Annotated in this window: 18 protein-coding genes; 10 read left to right on the forward strand and 8 right to left on the reverse strand. The window is 72.7% G+C overall.

What is annotated here, in order from left to right; translation table 11 throughout:
• The first annotated feature begins 36 nt into the window (after positions 1-36).
• The 5 genes from ACIDOF_RS10850 to ACIDOF_RS10870 are packed head-to-tail and all read left to right on the forward strand — an operon-like array spanning position 37 to position 6,980.
• Positions 37-1,194 (forward strand): acyl-CoA dehydrogenase family protein, encoded by a 1,158-nt coding sequence (locus ACIDOF_RS10850; protein ID WP_409005569.1) that lies wholly within the window; start codon positions 37-39, stop codon positions 1,192-1,194.
• A complete protein-coding gene (locus tag ACIDOF_RS10855) occupies positions 1,194-2,846 on the forward strand; it encodes a thiamine pyrophosphate-binding protein (protein WP_409005570.1) in 1,653 nt (550 codons plus the stop codon). The genes ACIDOF_RS10850 and ACIDOF_RS10855 overlap by 1 nt, the downstream gene beginning before the upstream one ends.
• On the forward strand, positions 2,843-4,048 hold the full coding sequence (locus ACIDOF_RS10860) for a Glu/Leu/Phe/Val dehydrogenase dimerization domain-containing protein (protein ID WP_409005571.1): 1,206 nt from the start codon (positions 2,843-2,845) through the stop codon (positions 4,046-4,048). The genes ACIDOF_RS10855 and ACIDOF_RS10860 overlap by 4 nt, the downstream gene beginning before the upstream one ends.
• Positions 4,045-6,153, forward strand: a complete 2,109-nt coding sequence (locus ACIDOF_RS10865) for an acetate--CoA ligase family protein (protein ID WP_409005572.1) — start codon at positions 4,045-4,047, stop codon at positions 6,151-6,153. The genes ACIDOF_RS10860 and ACIDOF_RS10865 overlap by 4 nt, the downstream gene beginning before the upstream one ends.
• Entirely contained in the window at positions 6,150-6,980 is an 831-nt protein-coding gene (locus ACIDOF_RS10870) for a glucose 1-dehydrogenase (RefSeq protein ID WP_409005573.1), read from the forward strand. Before ACIDOF_RS10865 ends, ACIDOF_RS10870 begins: the two co-directional genes overlap by 4 nt.
• A gap of 19 nt (positions 6,981-6,999) precedes the next feature.
• On the opposite strand, the gene ACIDOF_RS10875 is transcribed toward ACIDOF_RS10870, so the two are convergent.
• A complete protein-coding gene (locus tag ACIDOF_RS10875; RefSeq protein ID WP_409005574.1) occupies positions 7,000-7,380 on the reverse strand; it encodes a hypothetical protein in 381 nt (126 codons plus the stop codon).
• Positions 7,381-7,382: 2 nt separating this feature from the next.
• A complete protein-coding gene (locus tag ACIDOF_RS10880; RefSeq protein ID WP_409005575.1) occupies positions 7,383-7,598 on the reverse strand; it encodes a hypothetical protein in 216 nt (71 codons plus the stop codon).
• 339 nt (positions 7,599-7,937) lie between these two features.
• Here ACIDOF_RS10880 and ACIDOF_RS10885 point away from each other — a divergent pair, with 339 nt between their 5' ends.
• On the forward strand, positions 7,938-8,768 hold the full coding sequence (locus ACIDOF_RS10885; RefSeq protein WP_409005576.1) for a helix-turn-helix domain-containing protein: 831 nt from the start codon (positions 7,938-7,940) through the stop codon (positions 8,766-8,768).
• Entirely contained in the window at positions 8,765-8,974 is a 210-nt protein-coding gene (locus ACIDOF_RS10890) for a DUF397 domain-containing protein (protein ID WP_409005577.1), read from the forward strand. Before ACIDOF_RS10885 ends, ACIDOF_RS10890 begins: the two co-directional genes overlap by 4 nt.
• A gap of 177 nt (positions 8,975-9,151) precedes the next feature.
• On the opposite strand, the gene ACIDOF_RS10895 is transcribed toward ACIDOF_RS10890, so the two are convergent.
• From ACIDOF_RS10895 to ACIDOF_RS10910, 4 genes are all read right to left on the reverse strand, one after another.
• Positions 9,152-9,748: a hypothetical protein gene (locus ACIDOF_RS10895; protein ID WP_409005578.1), complete on the reverse strand. Its 597-nt coding sequence runs from the start codon at positions 9,746-9,748 to the stop codon at positions 9,152-9,154.
• Between the two features lie 66 nt (positions 9,749-9,814).
• Positions 9,815-10,045 (reverse strand): hypothetical protein, encoded by a 231-nt coding sequence (locus tag ACIDOF_RS10900; protein ID WP_409005579.1) that lies wholly within the window; start codon positions 10,043-10,045, stop codon positions 9,815-9,817.
• A 57-nt stretch (positions 10,046-10,102) separates the two neighbouring features.
• Positions 10,103-10,321: a hypothetical protein gene (locus tag ACIDOF_RS10905; protein WP_409005580.1), complete on the reverse strand. Its 219-nt coding sequence runs from the start codon at positions 10,319-10,321 to the stop codon at positions 10,103-10,105.
• A 49-nt stretch (positions 10,322-10,370) separates the two neighbouring features.
• A complete protein-coding gene (locus ACIDOF_RS10910; RefSeq protein WP_409005581.1) occupies positions 10,371-11,969 on the reverse strand; it encodes an APC family permease in 1,599 nt (532 codons plus the stop codon).
• A 214-nt stretch (positions 11,970-12,183) separates the two neighbouring features.
• Here ACIDOF_RS10910 and ACIDOF_RS10915 point away from each other — a divergent pair, with 214 nt between their 5' ends.
• The 3 genes from ACIDOF_RS10915 (at position 12,184) to ACIDOF_RS10925 (ending at position 14,852) form a co-directional block, all read left to right on the forward strand.
• Positions 12,184-12,804, forward strand: a complete 621-nt coding sequence (locus ACIDOF_RS10915) for a TetR/AcrR family transcriptional regulator (RefSeq protein ID WP_409005582.1) — start codon at positions 12,184-12,186, stop codon at positions 12,802-12,804.
• A 117-nt stretch (positions 12,805-12,921) separates the two neighbouring features.
• Positions 12,922-14,091, forward strand: coding sequence for a serine hydrolase domain-containing protein (locus ACIDOF_RS10920; protein WP_409005583.1), 1,170 nt, complete (start codon positions 12,922-12,924; stop codon positions 14,089-14,091).
• A gap of 191 nt (positions 14,092-14,282) precedes the next feature.
• Positions 14,283-14,852 carry an NlpC/P60 family protein gene (locus tag ACIDOF_RS10925; protein WP_409005584.1) on the forward strand — a complete coding sequence of 190 codons (570 nt, stop codon included), beginning with the start codon at positions 14,283-14,285 and terminating at the stop codon, positions 14,850-14,852.
• A 55-nt stretch (positions 14,853-14,907) separates the two neighbouring features.
• Here the strand turns inward: ACIDOF_RS10925 and ACIDOF_RS10930 are convergent, their stop codons facing one another.
• Together ACIDOF_RS10930 and ACIDOF_RS10935 are read right to left on the reverse strand one after the other, a co-directional pair.
• Positions 14,908-15,585: a DUF4232 domain-containing protein gene (locus ACIDOF_RS10930; protein WP_409005585.1), complete on the reverse strand. Its 678-nt coding sequence runs from the start codon at positions 15,583-15,585 to the stop codon at positions 14,908-14,910.
• Positions 15,586-15,709: 124 nt separating this feature from the next.
• Complete coding sequence (locus ACIDOF_RS10935; protein WP_409005586.1) at positions 15,710-17,263, reverse strand: glycosyltransferase family 2 protein; 1,554 nt, start codon at positions 17,261-17,263, stop codon at positions 15,710-15,712.
• Positions 17,264-17,395 lie beyond the last annotated feature (132 nt).

Raw genomic sequence — 17,395 nt, forward strand, 5'->3', positions numbered from 1 at the left:
TCAGTTAAGGCAATGTCGTCGTGCCTGGAGGCACTCATGGCTGACCTGCCCATCGAGCTGGTTCCGCTCTCCACCGAGCAGCGGGACATCGTCGAGCTCACCCGCGCCTTCGCCCGTGAGGAGATCCGGCCGCGGGCGCGTGCCGTGGACGAGGCCGACGTCGAGACGCCCTGGGACCTGTGGCGGCGGGCCGCCGAGGTCGGGATCACGGGGTTCATGCTGCCCGAGGAGTACGGGGGCGGCGGCTTCACCGACGTGTTCACACAAGTCCTCGTACAGGAGGAGCTGTGCGTCGGGGACCTCGGGATCGGGAATCTGCTCTGCTCCAACGGCTTCTTCGCCGACCCGGTGCTCGAACTCGGCAGCGCCGAGCAGCGGCGGGAGTGGCTGACGCCGCTGGCGAAGCCGGACACGCCGATGACGGCGCTCGCGACCACCGAGCCGGGCGCGGGTTCGGACGCCGCGTCCATCGCCACCACGGCGGCCCGTACCGACGGCGGCTATCGGCTGAACGGCCAGAAGGCGTGGATCTCCAACGCCGGTGAGGCCGAGCAGTACGTCGTGTTCGCCAAGACCGACCCGGCGCAGCGCTCGCGCGGGGTGACCGCGTTCCTGTTCCGCAAGGGCACGCCCGGCGTGACGTTCGGCGAGCCGATGCGGAAGATGGGGCAGCGCGCGATCGTGTGCCGGGAGATCTTCTTCGCGGACGCGTTCGTGCCGGAGTCGGACCGGCTCGGCGCGGAGGGCCAGGGCTTCGTCGGCCTGATGCGGACGTTCGACATCTCCCGCACCGTGCTCGGCGCGGCGGCGACGGGCGTGGCCCGGGCGGCGTACGAGTACGCGCGGGACTACGCCAAGACGCGGCGGCAGTTCGGCAAGCCGATCGTCGAGCACCAGGCGGTCGCGTTCCGGCTCGCCGACATGCGCACCCGGATCGAGCAGGCCCGCCTGATGACCTGGCGGGCGGCCAGACGCCTCGACGCGGGGCTCGACGCGACGGCCGAGGCCGCGATGGCGAAGCTCACCGCGTCGGAGACCGCGGCGTACTGCACCTGGGCCGCGGTGCAGACGCTGGGCGGCTGGGGGTACTCGCGGGAGTACCCGGTCGAGCAGTGGATGCGGGACGCCAAGCTGGAGGAGATCGAAGAGGGCACCTCGGACATCATGCGGCTCGTCATCTCCCGGAGCGTGTGATGACCGGCCAACTTCCCCTGGGCCAGGGCGAGTTCGGGTCAGCCGAGCGGATGAGCGGCGGCGGAGTCCTGGTCCGGGCCCTCGCCGCGCACGGCGTCGACACGGCGTTCGGAATACCCGGCACGCACAATCTGGAGGTCTACCGGCACCTGGAGCCGTACGGCATTCGGCATGTGACGCCACGTCACGAACAGGGCGCGGGGTACGCGGCCGACGCGTACGCGCGTGTCACCGGACGGCCGGGCCTCGCGATCACCACGACCGGGCCCGCGCTCCTGAACATCGCGGCGGCGGCCGGGCAGGCGTACTCCGACAGCGTGCCGCTGCTGATCGTGTCGCCGGGGATGCCGCTCGGGCACCCGCGGCAGTCGACGGGAACGCTGCACGAGATGCGCAGCCAGACGGAGGCCATGCGCGGCGTCACCGCGTTCAGCCACCGGGCGTCGAGCGTCGGGGAGATCGAGGCGGCCGTGGCGCGCGCCTTCACCCTGTTCCGCTCCGGACGGCCGCGCCCGGTCCACATCGAGGTGCCGCTCGACCTCCTGGAGGCGCACGCCCCGACGGGCCCGGCCCGGCTCGCACCCCCGGTGGACGTACGACGCCCCGACGCGACCGCGGTACGGGAGGCGGCCGGGGCGCTCCGGCGGGCCGGGCGGCGTGCTCTGGTCCTCGGGGGCGGGGCGCGGGGTGCGGCGGACGCATGCCTCGCGCTGGCCGAGGAGTTGGGGGCGGTGGTCGTCACGACGGCCAACGGCAAGGGCGTCGTCGACGAGTGCCATCCGCTGTCGCTCGGCGTCTCCCTGCACGTGCCGGCCGTGCAGAAGGCCCTCGCCGACTGCGACGCGGTGCTCGCCGTGGGCACCGAGCTCGCCGAGTCCGACCTGTGGACCGCACCGCCCGCCACGCTCGGCAAGACCCTGATCCGGGTGGACGTCGACCCGGCGCAGATGTACGCGGGCGTGCCCGCACAGGTCGGGCTGGTCGGGGACGCGCGGGAGTGCCTGCGGGAGGTCCGGCGGGCGCTGGCCGCCGAGCCCGACGGAGTGAGCGCCGACCCCGACACCCCTGCCCTCGTAAGGGAGTTGCTGCACGAGCGCGATGCGGCGACCGCGAGCCGGGACGCCCGCTGGCTGCCGTATCTGCGGGTGCTGCGCGAGGTGTGCGCACAGGACGCGGTGTTCACGTCCGACAGCGCGCAGTGCTGCTACTACGGGGCGCTCCCCCACCTGCCCCTCGGGCCAAGCGGCCGGTATCTGCACCCGACCGGGTTCGGGACGCTCGGGTACGCGCTGCCCGCGGCCGTCGGCGTGCAGGCCGCGCGGCCCGAGCGGCAGGTCGTCGCGCTCAGCGGGGACGGCGGACTGCAGTTCTCCGTGCAGGAGCTGGCGACCGCCGTGCAGCGTCAACTCCCGCTGCCCGTCGTGGTGTTCGACAACGGCGGGTACGGCGAGATCCGCGACGAGATGACCGCACGCGGCGACCGCCCGACCGCCGTCGACCAGCCGCCCGTCGACCTGCCCGCGCTGTGCCGGGCGTACGGCGGTGCGGGCGAGCGCGTCACGACGCCCGGCGCGTTCGCCGAGGCCCTCGCGCGGGCGCTGCGCACCCCCGGCCCGACCCTCATCACCGTCCCCGAGGAGACCTCCGCATGATCGCCGCCCCCACGCCCACTTCCGCCCCGCTCATTTCCCTGACCTGGACCGATCACGTCACCGGACGGCAGGGATTCCTCGTCGTCGACCGGCTCGTGCGCGGCGTGTCCAGCGGCGGACTGCGCATGCGCGCGGGCTGCACGCTCGACGAGGTCGCGGGGCTCGCCCGGGGCATGACGATGAAGGAGGCCCTGCACTACAACCCGGAGGGCCGGTATGTGCCGCTCGGCGGGGCGAAGGGCGGCATCGACTGCGACCCGCGGGACCCGGAGGCGTACGGGGTGCTGGTGCGCTACCTGCGGGCGATGCGGCCGCACATCGAGAGCTTCTGGACCACCGGCGAGGACCTCGGCCTCACCCAGGACGTGGTCGACAAGGCAGCCGCCGAGGCGGGGTTGGTCTCGTCGATCCAGGCCGTGTACCCGCTGCTCGACGACGAGCGGGCCGCGCGGCAGCGGCTCGCCGACGCGTTCGCCGTCGAGGTGGACGGCATCGGCCTCGACGAGCTGGTCGGCGGCTGCGGGGTCGCCGAGTCGGTGCTCGCCGCCCTCGACCGGGCGGGCGTCGCGTACGCGGGCACCCGGGTGTCCGTGCAGGGCTTCGGCACGATGGGCGGGGCGACGGCACGTTTTCTGGCCCGCGCCGGGCTGCGGGTGGTGGCGGTGGCCGACGTGAAGGGCACGGTCGCCAACCCGCAGGGCCTCGACGTGGAGGCGCTGCTCGCCGCGCGAGACGCGTACGGTGCGGTCGACCGGGGCGCGCTCAGGGCCTCCGACGTGGAACTGCCGGGCGACGCCTGGCTGTCGGCCGAGGCGGAGGTGCTCGTGCCGGCGGCCGTGTCGTACGCCGTGGACGCCGCGAACCAGGAGCGGATCCGGCCCGCGGCGCGCTGGGTCGTCGAGGCGGCCAACATGCCGGTGCTGCCGGAGGCCGAGGCGCTGCTCGCGGCGCGCGGCGTGCAGGTGCTGCCGGACGTGGTGGTCAACTCCGGTACGAACGCCTGGTGGTGGTGGACGCTGTTCGGGGACATCGGCGCCGACGCGGACGAGGCGTTCGCGTACACCCGGCGGTCGATGCGGGCGCTGATCGACCAGATGCTGGCGCGAGCGGCGGCCGACGGCACGACCCCGCGTGCCGCCGCGCACGCGATCGTCACGGACCGGCTGCCGGTGATCGCGGAACGGTTCGGGTGGTACAGGTGACGGGCCGGACAGGACGGGAGGGGGACGGGCTCGGCTCGCCCACCGACGCACGGCCCGGCGCGCTCGACGTCCTCTTCGACCCGCGGTCCGTCGCCGTCGTCGGGGCCTCGGCCAACCCCGAGAAGTGGGGGTACTGGCTGGCCTCGGGGGCGCTGGAGGGGCGGGGGCGGCGGGGTGTGCACCTGGTCAACCGGCGCGGCGGCGAGCTGCGCGGGGTGCCGTTCCTGCCGGGCCTGGACGCGCTGCCGGAGCCGCCCGAGCATGTCGTCGTGGCCGTGCCGCCGCCGCAGGTACGGCCGCTGGTCGAGCAGGGGCTCACGGCCGGGGCGCGGTGCTTCACCGTCATCACGTCGGGCGGGGCGGGCGCGGACGAGGAGCGGCGGCTCGCCGCGCACGTCACCGCGGCCGGGGCGCGGCTGCTCGGCCCCAACTGCATGGGCGTGGTCGACACGACCGCTCAACTCCGGCTCAGCTGGGGCGAGTTCCCGGCCGGTGCGGTGGGCCTCGTCTCGCAGAGCGGCAACCTCGCCCTGGAGATCGGCCGGCTCCTCGCCCGCTCCGGGCAGGGCTTCTCCCGCTTCGTGTCGCTCGGCAACCAGCGGGACATCGACGCGGCCGACGCCCTGGACGCGCTCGTCGCCCACCCGCCGACCCGGGTGATCGCCGCGTACGTGGAGGACTTCCGGGACGGCCGCCGCCTCGCCCGCACCCTCGCCGCCGCGCACGCGGCGGGCAAGCCGGTGCTGCTGCTCACCGTCGGCGGCAGCGCGGCGTCCGGCCGGGCCGCCGCCTCGCACACCGGCGCGCTGGTCAGCGCGCGGGCCACGGTCGAGGCGGTGTGCCGCGACGCGGGCGCGCTGCTCCTCGACACGGCGGGGCAGCTGGTGGACGTGGCGCTGTGTCTGCTGGGCGGGGCCCGGCGGCTCTCGTCCCCGGGGCGGCGGGTCGCGGTCGTCGGGGACAGCGGGGGCCAAGGGGCCCTGGCCGCCGACGCGTTGACGGCCCGCGGCCTGGACGTGCCGGAACTCTCCCCGGGTACGGCACAGGCCCTTGCGGAGCAGTTGCCGCCGGGCACGTCGTGCGGCAACCCCGTCGACCTGGCCGGGGCCGGGGAGGCGGACCTCGGCAGCTACGCGCGCGTCGTGCGCACGCTGCTCGCGGGCGGCGACGCGGACACCGTCGTCCTCACCGGCTACTTCGGCGACTACGCGTCCGCGAACCCCGCCCAGACGGCAGAGGAGTGCGAGGTCGCCCGCCAACTGGCCACTTCTGTAGGGGAGTCGGGGTGCGGCGGCCTGGTCGTGCACACCATGGCCAGGGGCACGCCCGCGCTGGCCGTGCTGCGGGAGCACGGGATCCCGGTGTACGAGCGGATCGAGGAGGCGGCGAGCGCGCTGGCGGCGACGGCACGGCTGGCGGCACCTGTTCCGGCGGCGGAGGAGCCTTCCGCGCCCCCGCCACCCCCGCCCGTACGGAACGGCGACTACGAGACGACGCGCGCACTCCTGACCACGTACGAACTCCCCTTCCCCCAGGCCGAGTTCGCTCCCGCAGACCCGGAACAGGTCACCGCGGCCGGGCGCAGGGTCGGCTTCCCCTTGGCGCTCAAGGCGATGGGTCTGGCGCACAAGACGGAGGCGGGCGGGGTCGTTCTCGGCATCGCGGACGAGGCGGGGCTGCGGACGGCGTTCACGCGGATGCGGGCGGGGACGGGGGCGGTCCGGTACGCGGTGGAGGCGATGGTGTCGCCGTCGTACGGGGTCGAGTTGATCGTCGGCGTACGGCGGGACCCCGCGTTCGGGCCGGTCGTGATGGTCGGCATCGGCGGTACGAGAGCCGAGCTGGACGCCGACACGGCGGTGGCGCTCGCCCCGCTCACCGTCGAACGGGCCCGGGCCCTGCTGCTCTCGCTGCGGCACGCCCCGCTGCTCACGGGCTGGCGAGGTGCGCCGCCCGTCGACCTGGACGCGGCGGCCGAGGCGGTGTGCGCGGTCGCACGGGCCGGAGCGGACCACCCCGAGCTGGCCGAACTGGAAGTCAACCCACTGCTGGTCCACCCGGGCGGCGCGATCGCCCTCGATGCGCACGGAGTGCTGCTGAGATGAACACTGCCGTACCGAACACCAACAGCCAGGCCCTGTACGGGAGTTGGGGCTTCGAAGACCGTACGTACATCGTGACCGGCGGGGGCAGCGGCATCGGGCGGGCCGTCGCGCTGGCGCTGGTCGGGGCGGGGGCGCGGGTCGTCGTCGCGGGCCGTACGCCGGAGAAGCTGGAGGAGACGGTCGAGTTGGCCGGGAAGGCGGGCGGGGAGGCGCTCGCGGTGCCGACGGACGTACGGGACCCGGAGGCCGTCGAAGCGCTCGTGGCGGCCGGGGTGGAGCGGTTCGGGCGGCTCGACGGGCTGGTCAACAACGCGGCCGGGAACTTCGTCGCGCCCGGGATCGACCTGAGCCCGAACGGCTGGCACGCGGTCGTCGACATCGTGCTCAACGGCACGTACTACTGCACGCGGGCCGTGGCCCGGCACCTGCGGGAGCAGGGCACGGGCGGGTCGATCCTGTCCGTGATCGCGACGTACGCGTGGCATGGGCACCCGGGGACGGTCCACTCGGCGGCGGCGAAGGCGGGCGTGCTCGCCATGACCCGCACCCTCGCCGTCGAACTCGCCCCGCTCGGCGTCCGGTTGAACTGCATCGCCCCCGGCCCGACGGAGACGGAGGGGGCGGGTGCGGCACTCTGGGCCACGCCGACGGCCCGCGACCGCGTCCTGTCGACCGTCCCGTCCGCCCGCTTCGCCACCCCGGAGGAGATCGCGGACACGTCCCTGTTCCTGCTGAGCGAGCGGTCGGCGTACGTCACGGGCGAGTGCCTGACGGTGGACGGGGGGCAGTGGCTGGGGAAGCAGGTGTACGGGCAGAGCAAGGGGTGAAGCGGGCGGCAGGCAGGCGTCAAGCGACGCGAGCGAGCCCTTCGAGGTCGCCGCGGTGCGCCTCGTCCACCTCGATACGCACAGCCGGGGGCGGGCTAACGAGGCTGTCGAGTGGTTCTGCGGGGTGGTCGTAGTCCACGCCCAGCTCGGCGAACGCGGCGGCCCAGGCTCGTTCGCGTTGCAGGGCGGGCAGCGCGAGGATCCGCTCGTCCCGGAAGATCGCCCGCACTTCCGCCGCCGAGGGCGAGTTCCAGGGCCGCGCCCACGGGGACACGGGTACGGGATCGGGTGCGGGGGTCTGTGCGGCGGCGAGGTACTGCGCACTGTGCCGGCCGGGCCGCCGCCTCCGGGCGAACAGGGCGGCCGGCCAGGACACCGCACGGAGCAGGAACTCGTACATGGTCAGGTGGCCCCGGCCCTCAGGGCAGCGGCGAGGGCCTTGGCCGTGGGGACGTTGCAGCGGCCCAACTCGACCAGGACTAACGGGTGTTGGTCCGCGTACGAGAGCACGTCGACGCCCAGGGACGGCAGGACGACGCCCGCTGCGGTGAGCGCCGCGTTCAGCTCGTCGCGCGCCGCCTCCGCCTGCTGCAGCAGTGCGTTCTTGTCGTCGGTCACAGCATCTCCCCTCGGGACCGGGCGTTGGCCCGAGCAGTCGCTACGCGCAGGCGCTGTTCGGGGGTGGCGGCGCGGGTGTGCTCGGGCGCGACCTCCCACTCCCGCCCGCCGAGCGCGGGCCGCAGAGACCAGCGCGATCCCAACTCGCCACGAAATTCGCCGAGTTGATCACGAAGCACATCGAGGAGAAGCGTTCCGACGCTGGGGGCGGGGGTGGGCATGTGGGCTGGGCACACAATTGCTCCTCTCTGTAGTCATTCGACTACCAGGAGCCCTCAGCGTGGCCTAGCCTCGGAATGTCTTCAACCTGCAGATTCTGCACAGGGAGTTGTGCGTGCCGTGGTGAACCGCAAGGAGCTGGACCCTGACGAATCCCCGAAGGCGAGGTTCGGGCAACGTCTTCGCACGTTGAGGGAGGAACGGGGGTGGACGCAGGACGACTTGTCGGAGCGCATGGGGTACTCCGCGACGCATATTTCTGCCGTGGAAACTGGTCGCCGGTCTCCAACTACCCGTTTTTCGCACAGTGCTGACAGGGCGTTGGGCACGGGCGATCTCCTTGAACGACAAGGGCGGGCCGTACGCAGCAGCGCGTTACTGGAGGGGTTCCCGGAGTTCGTCAAGCATGAGTCGCAAGCCGTCGAGATCCGCCTGTTCGAGCTGGGGATCATCCCTGGCCTGCTCCAGACACCGGAATACGCCACCGCCATCGCGTACGGCGCTGTCCGTCGGGGAGCGATCACCGAGCAACAGGCGGAGGAGCGGCTCACGCTCCTTGCCCGACGTCAGGCGGCCATAGACCGAACCCCCGCCCCGCTGGTGCACGTCGTTCTGGACGAGAGCTGCATCCGGCGGCCAGTCGGTGGCCCCAAAGTGATGGCCGCGCAACTGGACCGGCTCTGCGCGTTCGCCGAGCTGCCGAACACCGTCTTCCAGGTGGCTCCCTACGCGCTTGGCGAGCGCAGGTCGTTCGACCTGCCCGTAACACTGGTGGCCCTGGCGGACCGATCCCAGATCTCGTACGCAGAGTCTGCGCAGCAGGGGCGCCTGGAGCGCGATATGCGGTTCGTCCAGCCCTTGTTGACGGCCTACCATCAACTTCAGGCCGAAGCGCTGTCCCAAGTGGAATCAGCGGCCATGGTCCAACAGTTTCGAAAGGGCACCCCGTGACGACCGAATCCCCGCGTTGGTTCAAGTCCTCCTACAGCAGCAACGGCGGCCAGTGCGTTGAGGTCGCCACCAACCTCGCCGACACCCACAACGTGGTACCCGTCCGCGACTCCAAGAACCCCACCGGCCCCAACCTGCACGTCCACGTCGACGCCTTCTCGACCTTCCTCGCAGGCGTCAAGGACGGCCGGCTGGGCAACCTCTGAACGCCCGAGCAACCCAACGGCCCCGCCGCACCTCCCAGTTGGGGGTACGACGGGGCCGACGGCTACGAGAGGACGTACCTGGTTCAAGTCCTCCTACAGCAGCAACGGCGGCCAGTTGGGCAGCATCTGAACGTCCGAGCACCGCAACCGACGGCCACGAGCGGACGGACGCTCCCGTCAGATCTTCCCCCCGTGCACCACGATGCGGTGCCCCAGCTCCCTGCGGAACCTCGCGCAGAAGTCCGCGGAGAGCTCCGGCCAGTCCCAGAAGTCGAAGGCGAGGGCGCCCACGGCGAAGGAGCCGTCCCACTCCCACTCGGTGACCGGGACCAAGGCGCCGCAGGCGGGGCAGGGGGCGCTCCCCTCGCCCGTCTCCTCCCAGGCCGTGATGCCGTCCTCGAAGGGCTGCCAGACCTCGTCGTCCGCCTCGAACGCGTACGGGTAGTCGATGACCACCGTCTTGTGCCGGCACCGCGGGCAAACGGCGAACTCCGGCGAGTCCAGGCCCTGGCCTCCGACGTGGTGGGCGCGGCCGACGTTGACGGCCACCGAGCGCGGCACCCAGTCCGGGTTCGAGGCGTCGTCCACGGCCTGCGCCCAGCGGGGGCCCGGCACGTAGCCCTCGGTCACCAGCTGGCTGAACACGCCGTCGAGGGTCGTCTCCCGCGTGATGACGCCCTCCGCGACCAGCCAGTCGACCATGCGCTCCGCGAGCGGCCCGGCCTCCTCGGCGGTCGCCTCCACGTCGACGATCCGCTCGTAGTAGTCACCCATCGTCTCCCCCGGCTGTCGATCCGCTGCAACGGACACTGTGCCAGAGGAGCCGGGGCGGCGACTGCCTCACCGTCCCCCGAGCACGGTCATCCTGCTGTAGGGGCTCGGGATGCGCTCCTGCGACGAGCCGAAGTCGACGAGGACAGCGACGCCGTCCTCGACGCCGATGACCCGGCCGAGGCCGTACATGTCGTGCGTGACCCGGTCGCCCACGGCGAAGAGCTTGGGGGCCGGTGTCTCGGGAACCTTGAAGGGACTGGTGGGCAGATGACGCTTGGGTACACCGGGCTTAGTCATTGCCCTCAGTATGCGCCTCCCGGGGCCCGGCTCCGTACGGTCGTCCACATCCCCCGGCTAGGGAGCCCACTTGTACTTGCCGCCGCCGACCCATCTCACGACCTTCGGGTCGTCGAGATCCACATGCTCCAGTCCCGCATGGTGAGCCAGCCGGACAACGTCGATCAGGTCGTGTGCGAGACCTGCAACCGCGCCGCGGATCTGGACCACGCGGTGGGGCGGATTGCCGGGGGTGACGGGTGAGACCACGACAGCCGGACCTGCGTACTCGCTCATGCCTCCAGCCTGCGGCAGCGGCATTGCGGGCGCATGTCCGGCGGTCACTTCATGAGCCTGGTCCGAACGACTGGCCCTGGCCGCCGCGCCGCAGCCGGCGCGAACCCACCGCGTGGAACGCCAGCCCCACCCCCACGAACAGCGCCAACGGCACCACCTGCGTCAGGGTGTACGCGAGCCGCTCACCCGCGAAGGACTCGGGCAGGGAGTCCGCCGGTGAGCCCTCCGTGCCGAACCAGCCGACGCCGAAGCCCGGCCACACCAGCACCACCACCGTGAACGCCACGAACCCGGTCGCGAGCAGCGTCACCAGCCATACGCCGAACCGCCCGCCGGGCACGCTGTACGGACGGTTCACGTCGGGGTACTTGCGGCGCAGCACCACCAGGCTCGGGAAGGTGATGACGTACGAGATGAACGTCGTGCTGATCGTCAGGCCGAGGCCCGCCGCGAAGTACTTCTCGCCGTCGCCCTCGGTCAGGTTGAGCGCGACCACGAACAGCAGCGAGGCGAGGACGGCGGAGAGCATGTTGACCCGGACCGGCGTGCCGTGCTTCTCGGAGATCACGCCGAGCCAGGCCGGTCCCGCCCCGTCCGCGCAGGCCACCGCCTGGGCCCGGTGGGCGCCCATGGCCCAGGCGACGCCGCTGGTCAGCAGGCCGATGATGAGGCCCGCGGCGGCGATCCCGCCGAACACCGCGCCCGCCCCGGTGAGCGTGACCGTGCCGTCGGCGGCGATGGAGCCCCCGTACACCGTGAACACGGCCTTGCAGGCGTCGATGAAGCCGCCGAGGCTGCCGATGTCGTCGCCCGGCAGGACGAAGAGGATGCCGAGGATCGGCGCGCCGTACAGGACGAGCGAGGCGAGCCCGGAGCGGAGGATCGCGAGGGGGATGTCGCGGCGCGGGTTCTTCATCTCCTCGGAGGCCGAGCTGGGCAGTTCGAAGCCGACGAAGTTGAAGATGAGGACGGGGACGAGGGCGACGAAGCCGACGTAGGTGGGCGTGAACTCGCTTGCGGGAAGGGTGTGCACGCCGTTCTGGAAGGCGAACACCACCACCGACACCAGGAAGAAGCCGAGCAGCACGATCCGCGCGAGCGCCCCGGCGATCGGCACCCACTTCCCGACCCGTACGGACTGCACGACCGTCAGCGCGCCGCCCCAGATGAACACGAGCCCGGCGACGTACTTCCACAGCCCGGGCAGCGGCGTGAAGAACTCCTCCCAGGTGGACAGGGCGATGATGCAGAGGCTGCCGCCCACCCACACCGGGTTGGAGATCCAGTACAGGATCTGGTTGACGCCCGCGGTGAGCCGCCCGAAGGCGAGCCGCGTCCACACGTACGGCCCGCCCTGCACCGGGAACGCGGAGCCGAGTTCGGCGACGAGCAGCCCGTACGGCAGGAAGAACGCGACGGCGAGGATCGCCATCCAGGTCAGCCCCTGCGGGCCCTGCGCGGCGACCGAGCCGATGGTGTCGAGGCCGACCAGCGTGCAGATGAGGAAGAACAGGACGTCCAGGCGTTTCAGGTCCTTGCGGAGCCTGCCGCGCTGCTCGTCCCACCCCTCGGAGAGGTCCGGGGCCTCGGCGGCTCTGGGCGTCTGCGGCGCGGCCCCTGTCACGGGTCCGGAAGCTGCTTGGGTCACGGGCTGACTCCTACGGCGGCGAGCGGTACGGGGGTTCGTACGGGGGCGTACGAGGGGGAGTTCGTACGGGGACGTGCGTACAAGCTGCAGCGCTGCGCACTGACTGAACAGCCAGTCAGTAAAGGGGACTGTGAACCCGGCGCGGCGCGCTGTCAAGGGATCGCGCAGCGCCGACGCGAGGCCTTGCGCGGGCGGCGCTGTGTAGGGTTGCCGGGTGGCACGAGTCCGGTTGAGTGTGGAGCAGCGGCGCGAGGAGATCCTGCGCGCGGCGGTCGAGCAGATCGACACCCGCGGCGTCGCCTCGGTGCGCATCGCCGACGTCGCCTCGGCGCTCTCGGTGAGCAACGCCCTCGTCCTCTACCACTTCGCGACGAAGGAGAAGCTGGTCGCCGCGGCCTACGCGTACGCCGCCGAGGGCGATCTGGCCCACCTGCGCAAACTCCTCGGCCGCCGCACGACCGCCCTGCGCCGACTGCGGGCGGCGGTGCGCTGGTACGCGCCGACGGGCCAGGCCAAGGGCTGGCGGGTGTGGATCGAGGGCTGGGCGGCCTCCCTGCGCGACCCGGCCCTGCGCGACGTCGCCCGCGAGCTGGACCAGCAGTGGAAGGCGGCCCTCGCGGAGGTCATCGCGGAGGGCGTGGCCGCGGGCGAGTTCCACTGCGACGACCCCTCGACCACGGCCTGGCGCCTCACCGCCCTCCTCGACGGCCTCGCCGTCCAGATGACCGCCTACGCCGGCTCCCTCCCCCGCACGACGATGCTCCGCTGGACGGACGAGGCACTGGCACGTGAACTGGGCGTGGAACGCGAGGAGTTGACCAGGCCCGGTCGCTGAGCGGAAACCGGACCCGCCCCCGCTCGTCGCTCTTCGCTCTTCGCTCGGGAATGCCCTCCCCCGTACCGCTGTTGTGGCCCTCGGCCGATGTGTGGACGACGACGAGGGGACGGGGCCATGGCGGGCGGCGACGGGCAGGTGCACGGCAGTGTGGCGGCGGGCTTCGAGGGCGTACGGGACGCGTTCGCGGCGGTGCTCGACGCGGCGCGGGACGCTCCGGAGGCCCAGCTCGTGGTGCACGTGGACGGGCGCCGGGTGGTCGACCTGTGGGGCGGTCCCGGCACCGAAGCGGACACCCTGACCGGCGTCTACTCGATCACCAAGGGCGCCGCGCACCTCGTGGTCGCGCTCCTGGTGCAGGACGGCGTCCTCGACCTGGACCGCCGAGTGGCCGCGTACTGGCCGGAGTTCGGGGCCGAGGGCAAGGACCGGCTCACCCTGCGTGAGCTGCTCGCGCACCGTTCCGGGGTCGTCGGCGTGGACGGCGGCTTCACGACCGAGGAGCTGGCCGACGACCGGCTGATGGCCGCGCGGCTCGCCGGGCAGCGGCCGTTCTGGAAGCCGGGAACGGCGTACGGCTACCACGGCTTCGTCATCGGCGCCCTGACCGGCGAGGTCGTCCGGCGGGCGACGGGCCGCTCCATCCAGGAGCACTACGAGGAACGCATCCGCAAGCCGTACGGGCTCGACTTCCACCTGGGCCTGCCCGAGGAGCTCGAAGCGCGCCACGCGGACGTGCTGCCGCTGGTGCCCACCGCGGAGGAGGCCCGGCGGCTCGTGGCCGGCGGGGCCGCCCCGGACAGCATCGAGGCCGTCGCCTTCAACCAGCACGCGACCCCGCCCACCGACGTGGTCGCCTTCGCCAACACCCGTGCCGTACGGGCCCTCGGCCCCACGTCGTCCGGCGGAGTCGGCACCGCGCGGGGCGTGGCGGGGATGTACGCGGCGGCGATCAGCGAGGTGGACGGCAGGCCGCCGCTCCTGAAGCCGGAAACCGTCAGGGAGTTCGCCCGCGTCCACTACCGCGGCACCGACCTCGTCACCGGCAACGAGGACGTCTTCGGCCTGGGCTTCGAGGAGTTGTCCGGCCGCTACCCCTTCCTCGGCCCGGACGCCTTCGGCCACAGCGGCGCCACCGGCTCCCTCGCCTTCGCGGACCCCGCCCACGGCCTGGCCTACGCCTACACCCGCCGCCGCTTCGGCTTCCCGTCGGGCTTCGGGGCGGGTCCGGAGAACCATGCCCTCGCGGGGGCGGTGGTGGAGGCGGTGGAGGCGGTCACGGGGTAGCCGCACCCGGAAATGGGGCCGGAAACGGGCCGCACAAGTGGTTGACATCATTCCTCTTGACGCGTTCATGCCCACACAGGACAGTGTTCTACGCGCATGGACAAGCGGCCGCCGCAGGCTTCCGCTCCGTCGGGGGAATGCGGTGGCTCGGCGTGCCCGGCGGGGTTCTTCCTACCCCCACGAGGACTCTCATGAAGCGAACTCTTCGCGCGGTACTGCCTGTTGGGCTGGCAGCCGCGCTCGTCACCCCGCTGCTCGCGACGCAGGCACAGGCGCAGGCGCAGGACGTGGCCCCGGCCGGGAAGGCCCGTACCGTCGCCGTTCAGGGCGAGGTCGGCGCGACCGCGTACAGCCGGGACACGACCATCGCGCGGGCCAAGCGGTGGCTGACGGCGAACGACGGGCAGCGGGTGCCCTACAGCCAGACGAAGACCTGGGGCGGCTACCGCACCGACTGCTCGGGGTACGTGAGCATGGCGCTGCAGCTGCCGAAGCCGGGGCCGAACACGGTGGGCCTCGCCTCCAGCACGTACACGCGGAAGATCAAGATGTCGTCGCTGCGCAAGGGCGACCTGATCATCGACGCCAACGGCACGAACACCACGCGCCACGTCGTCATCTTCGTCAAGTGGACGAGCAGCGCCCGCAAGTCGTACGTCGCCTACGAGCAGCGCGGCGGCTACGGCACCGACCGCAGCGTGCGCAGCTACGGCATCGGCGCTGACGAGTACGACGCGTACCGGCCCAAGAAGTACGGCTGAGCCGACGCGGAGGCGTGAGCGGGGGCGGGCGTCCGGTCGGGCGCCCGCCCCTTCCTCACTGCTTGCCCGTCCCCACCGGGTCGACCGTGACCGGCCGGCCCGAGCCGTCCGTGGCAGGGATGGTGAGGTCGACCGGGAGGGTCTTGGAGTGGGTCTCGTCGGGCGGAGTGACGACGAGGCCGGTGATGTGCACGCCCGAGCCGCCGGAGTCGTTGCGCGGGAAATGCAGGGTGAAGCGGCTCTCCTCGCCGGTGCGCACGACGACGGACGGGGCGGGGATGCCGCTGCGCGCGGCGCTGATGGTGCCGGAGCCGTCCGTCTTGAGGTCGACGCCGGGGAAGCCCTTGAACGTGCACGTGCCGCCGGTGTTCTTGAGGACCACCATGAGGTTTCCCTCGGCCATGCCGGGGGCCGTGCGGAAGTCCAGGTCGGCGGTCTTGCAAATGCCGGTGGGGGCGGTGTCGCCGTTCCCGTCGCCGGGGTCGCCGCTCGGGTCGTCGGGCTTCGGGTCCTCCTGGCCGCCCGGCTTCTCCGGGTTCTTCGGGTTCTCCTCGTTCTCCTCGTTCTCCTGGGACGAGCCGCCGTCCCCCGCCGGGTCGGTCGAACGCTCCGACGAGGCCGGGGAGTCGGCCTGGTCGCCCGTGCCGGCGGCGCCCTGGGTGCCCTCGCAGGCGGTGAGCGCGAGGCCTGCGGCGAGGGCGAGGGCGGTGAGGGTGAGCTTGTGGGGGCGCATCATCGGTTCCTCTTCCGTCGTCGATCGGTGAGGTTCGGAGGTGCGGTGCGGTGCGGTGCCGTGCGTGCTGTGCATGCCTTGCCGTCGTACGCGTGCCAACTCACTGACGCTACCGACCAGTTGGCTACCCGGCGAGCGGAAAGCGCTCCTCCCTCGACGGGTTCTGGGACGAACCTGTGACCGTCGCCCCCGGGCCCGACGGCTTGTGCGGGGTCTTCTCCCACGTGAACGGGGACGTCACCAGCTGGTACGCGGCACGCCAGGCCGCCGCCCACCACAGCACCGAGTAGAGGGGCGTGAGCAGGGCGTGCCGGGGAGCGACGGCCGCCTCGGCAGGCGCACGGCGGGCCGCCACGTACATCGTCCCGATCCACAGCCCGGCCGACGCGACCTGCGCGACCAGGGCGGGGGCGAGGAGCGCGCCGCCCGTCGGCGACCAGGACCAGCCGCACAGGCCGACGACGGTGAGCGCCGCGACGAGCGGCTGCAGCATCGCGGTGACCGGCGCGCTCGCCACCACGCCGAGGAGTACGAGCATGCCGGAGGGCCGGAAGCGGCGTACGGCCCGGAGGGGGCGGCGGGTGTGCACCAGCGCGGTGAGCAGGAATCCCTTGAACCAGCGGGTGCGCTGGCGGATGAACGGGGCGACGGTGTCGAGTGCGTCCTCCCAGGTCACCGACGTGATCGTGGTGGTGCGGCAGCCGAGGGCCGCGCAGCGCATGCCGAGGTCGGCGTCCTCGGTGACGTTCCAGGCGTCCCAGCCGCCGAGGTCGCGCAGGAGGCGGGTGCGGAAGTGGTTGCTGGTGCCGCCGAGCGGGATCGGCAGCCGCAGCCGGGCGAGGCCGGGCAGGGCGAGGGTGTACCGCATGGCGTATTCGAGGGCGAACTGCCGGGTCAGCCAGTTGGTGGCGGCGTTCTGGAACAGCAGCCGGGCCTGTACGCAGGCCAACTCGCCGTGTCCGCCGCCCCCTTGGCGTCGATCACGGGCGAACTCCGCCGCCGCACGCCGGAGTTGGTCGAGCTCGGGCCGGTCCTCGGCGTCGAAGATGACGACGAGTTCGCCGCGGGCGAGCATCAGCCCCAGGTTCACCGACCGGGGCTTCGTCTGCGGCGGCCCCGGCGGGAGTTCGACGATCCGTACGTACGGCGGCGGATCCGCGGCGCGTACCGCCCGCGCGGTGTCCGGGTCGTGCCGCTCGACGAGGATCTGCACGTCGAGGAGGTGCGCGGGGTAGTCGAGCCGCGCGAGGTGCCGCACCAGGCCGCCGATGACCTCGGCCTCCCGGTAGGCGGGCACGAGCACGGTGTACGTGGGGAGTTCGGCGTCCGGGAGCGGCGGGGCGGCGGTCGGCCCGTCGCGTTCGCCCGCCAGTCCGGCCAGCACGAACACCGCGTTGAGCAGGCTGTGTCCGACGACCAGCACGGTCAGCACCATGAGCAGCACGAACGGCACGGCGACCAGCGCGACGAGCAGCACGGCCGCGCACGCCGCCAGTGCGACGAGCTGCCGGCGCGCGACCCCCGTCCGCGCCGCCATCTCCGGGTGCCGGCGCGTGAACCCGTCGGCCATCTCGGCGGCCACCTCCGCGCCCCGCTCCCGCAGCACCCGCTCCTGCCCCGCGGGCCCGCACCGCGCCAGCCGCGCGGCCACGGAACCCTCGTCGTCGTACCCGGTCATACGGCCCTTCTTCGGTTGTCGCCCCCGTGCCGCCCCGAAGTCTGCCTGGTGGGGCGGGGTCGGCGGCAACGCGGGCGCCGGTGACCGCCAACACCCCTCCCCCACCCGCCTGTTCACGCCCCGGGCCCCTCA

This window comes from Streptomyces sp. Da 82-17, from assembly GCF_046098215.1.
Taxonomy (GTDB): domain Bacteria; phylum Actinomycetota; class Actinomycetes; order Streptomycetales; family Streptomycetaceae; genus Streptomyces.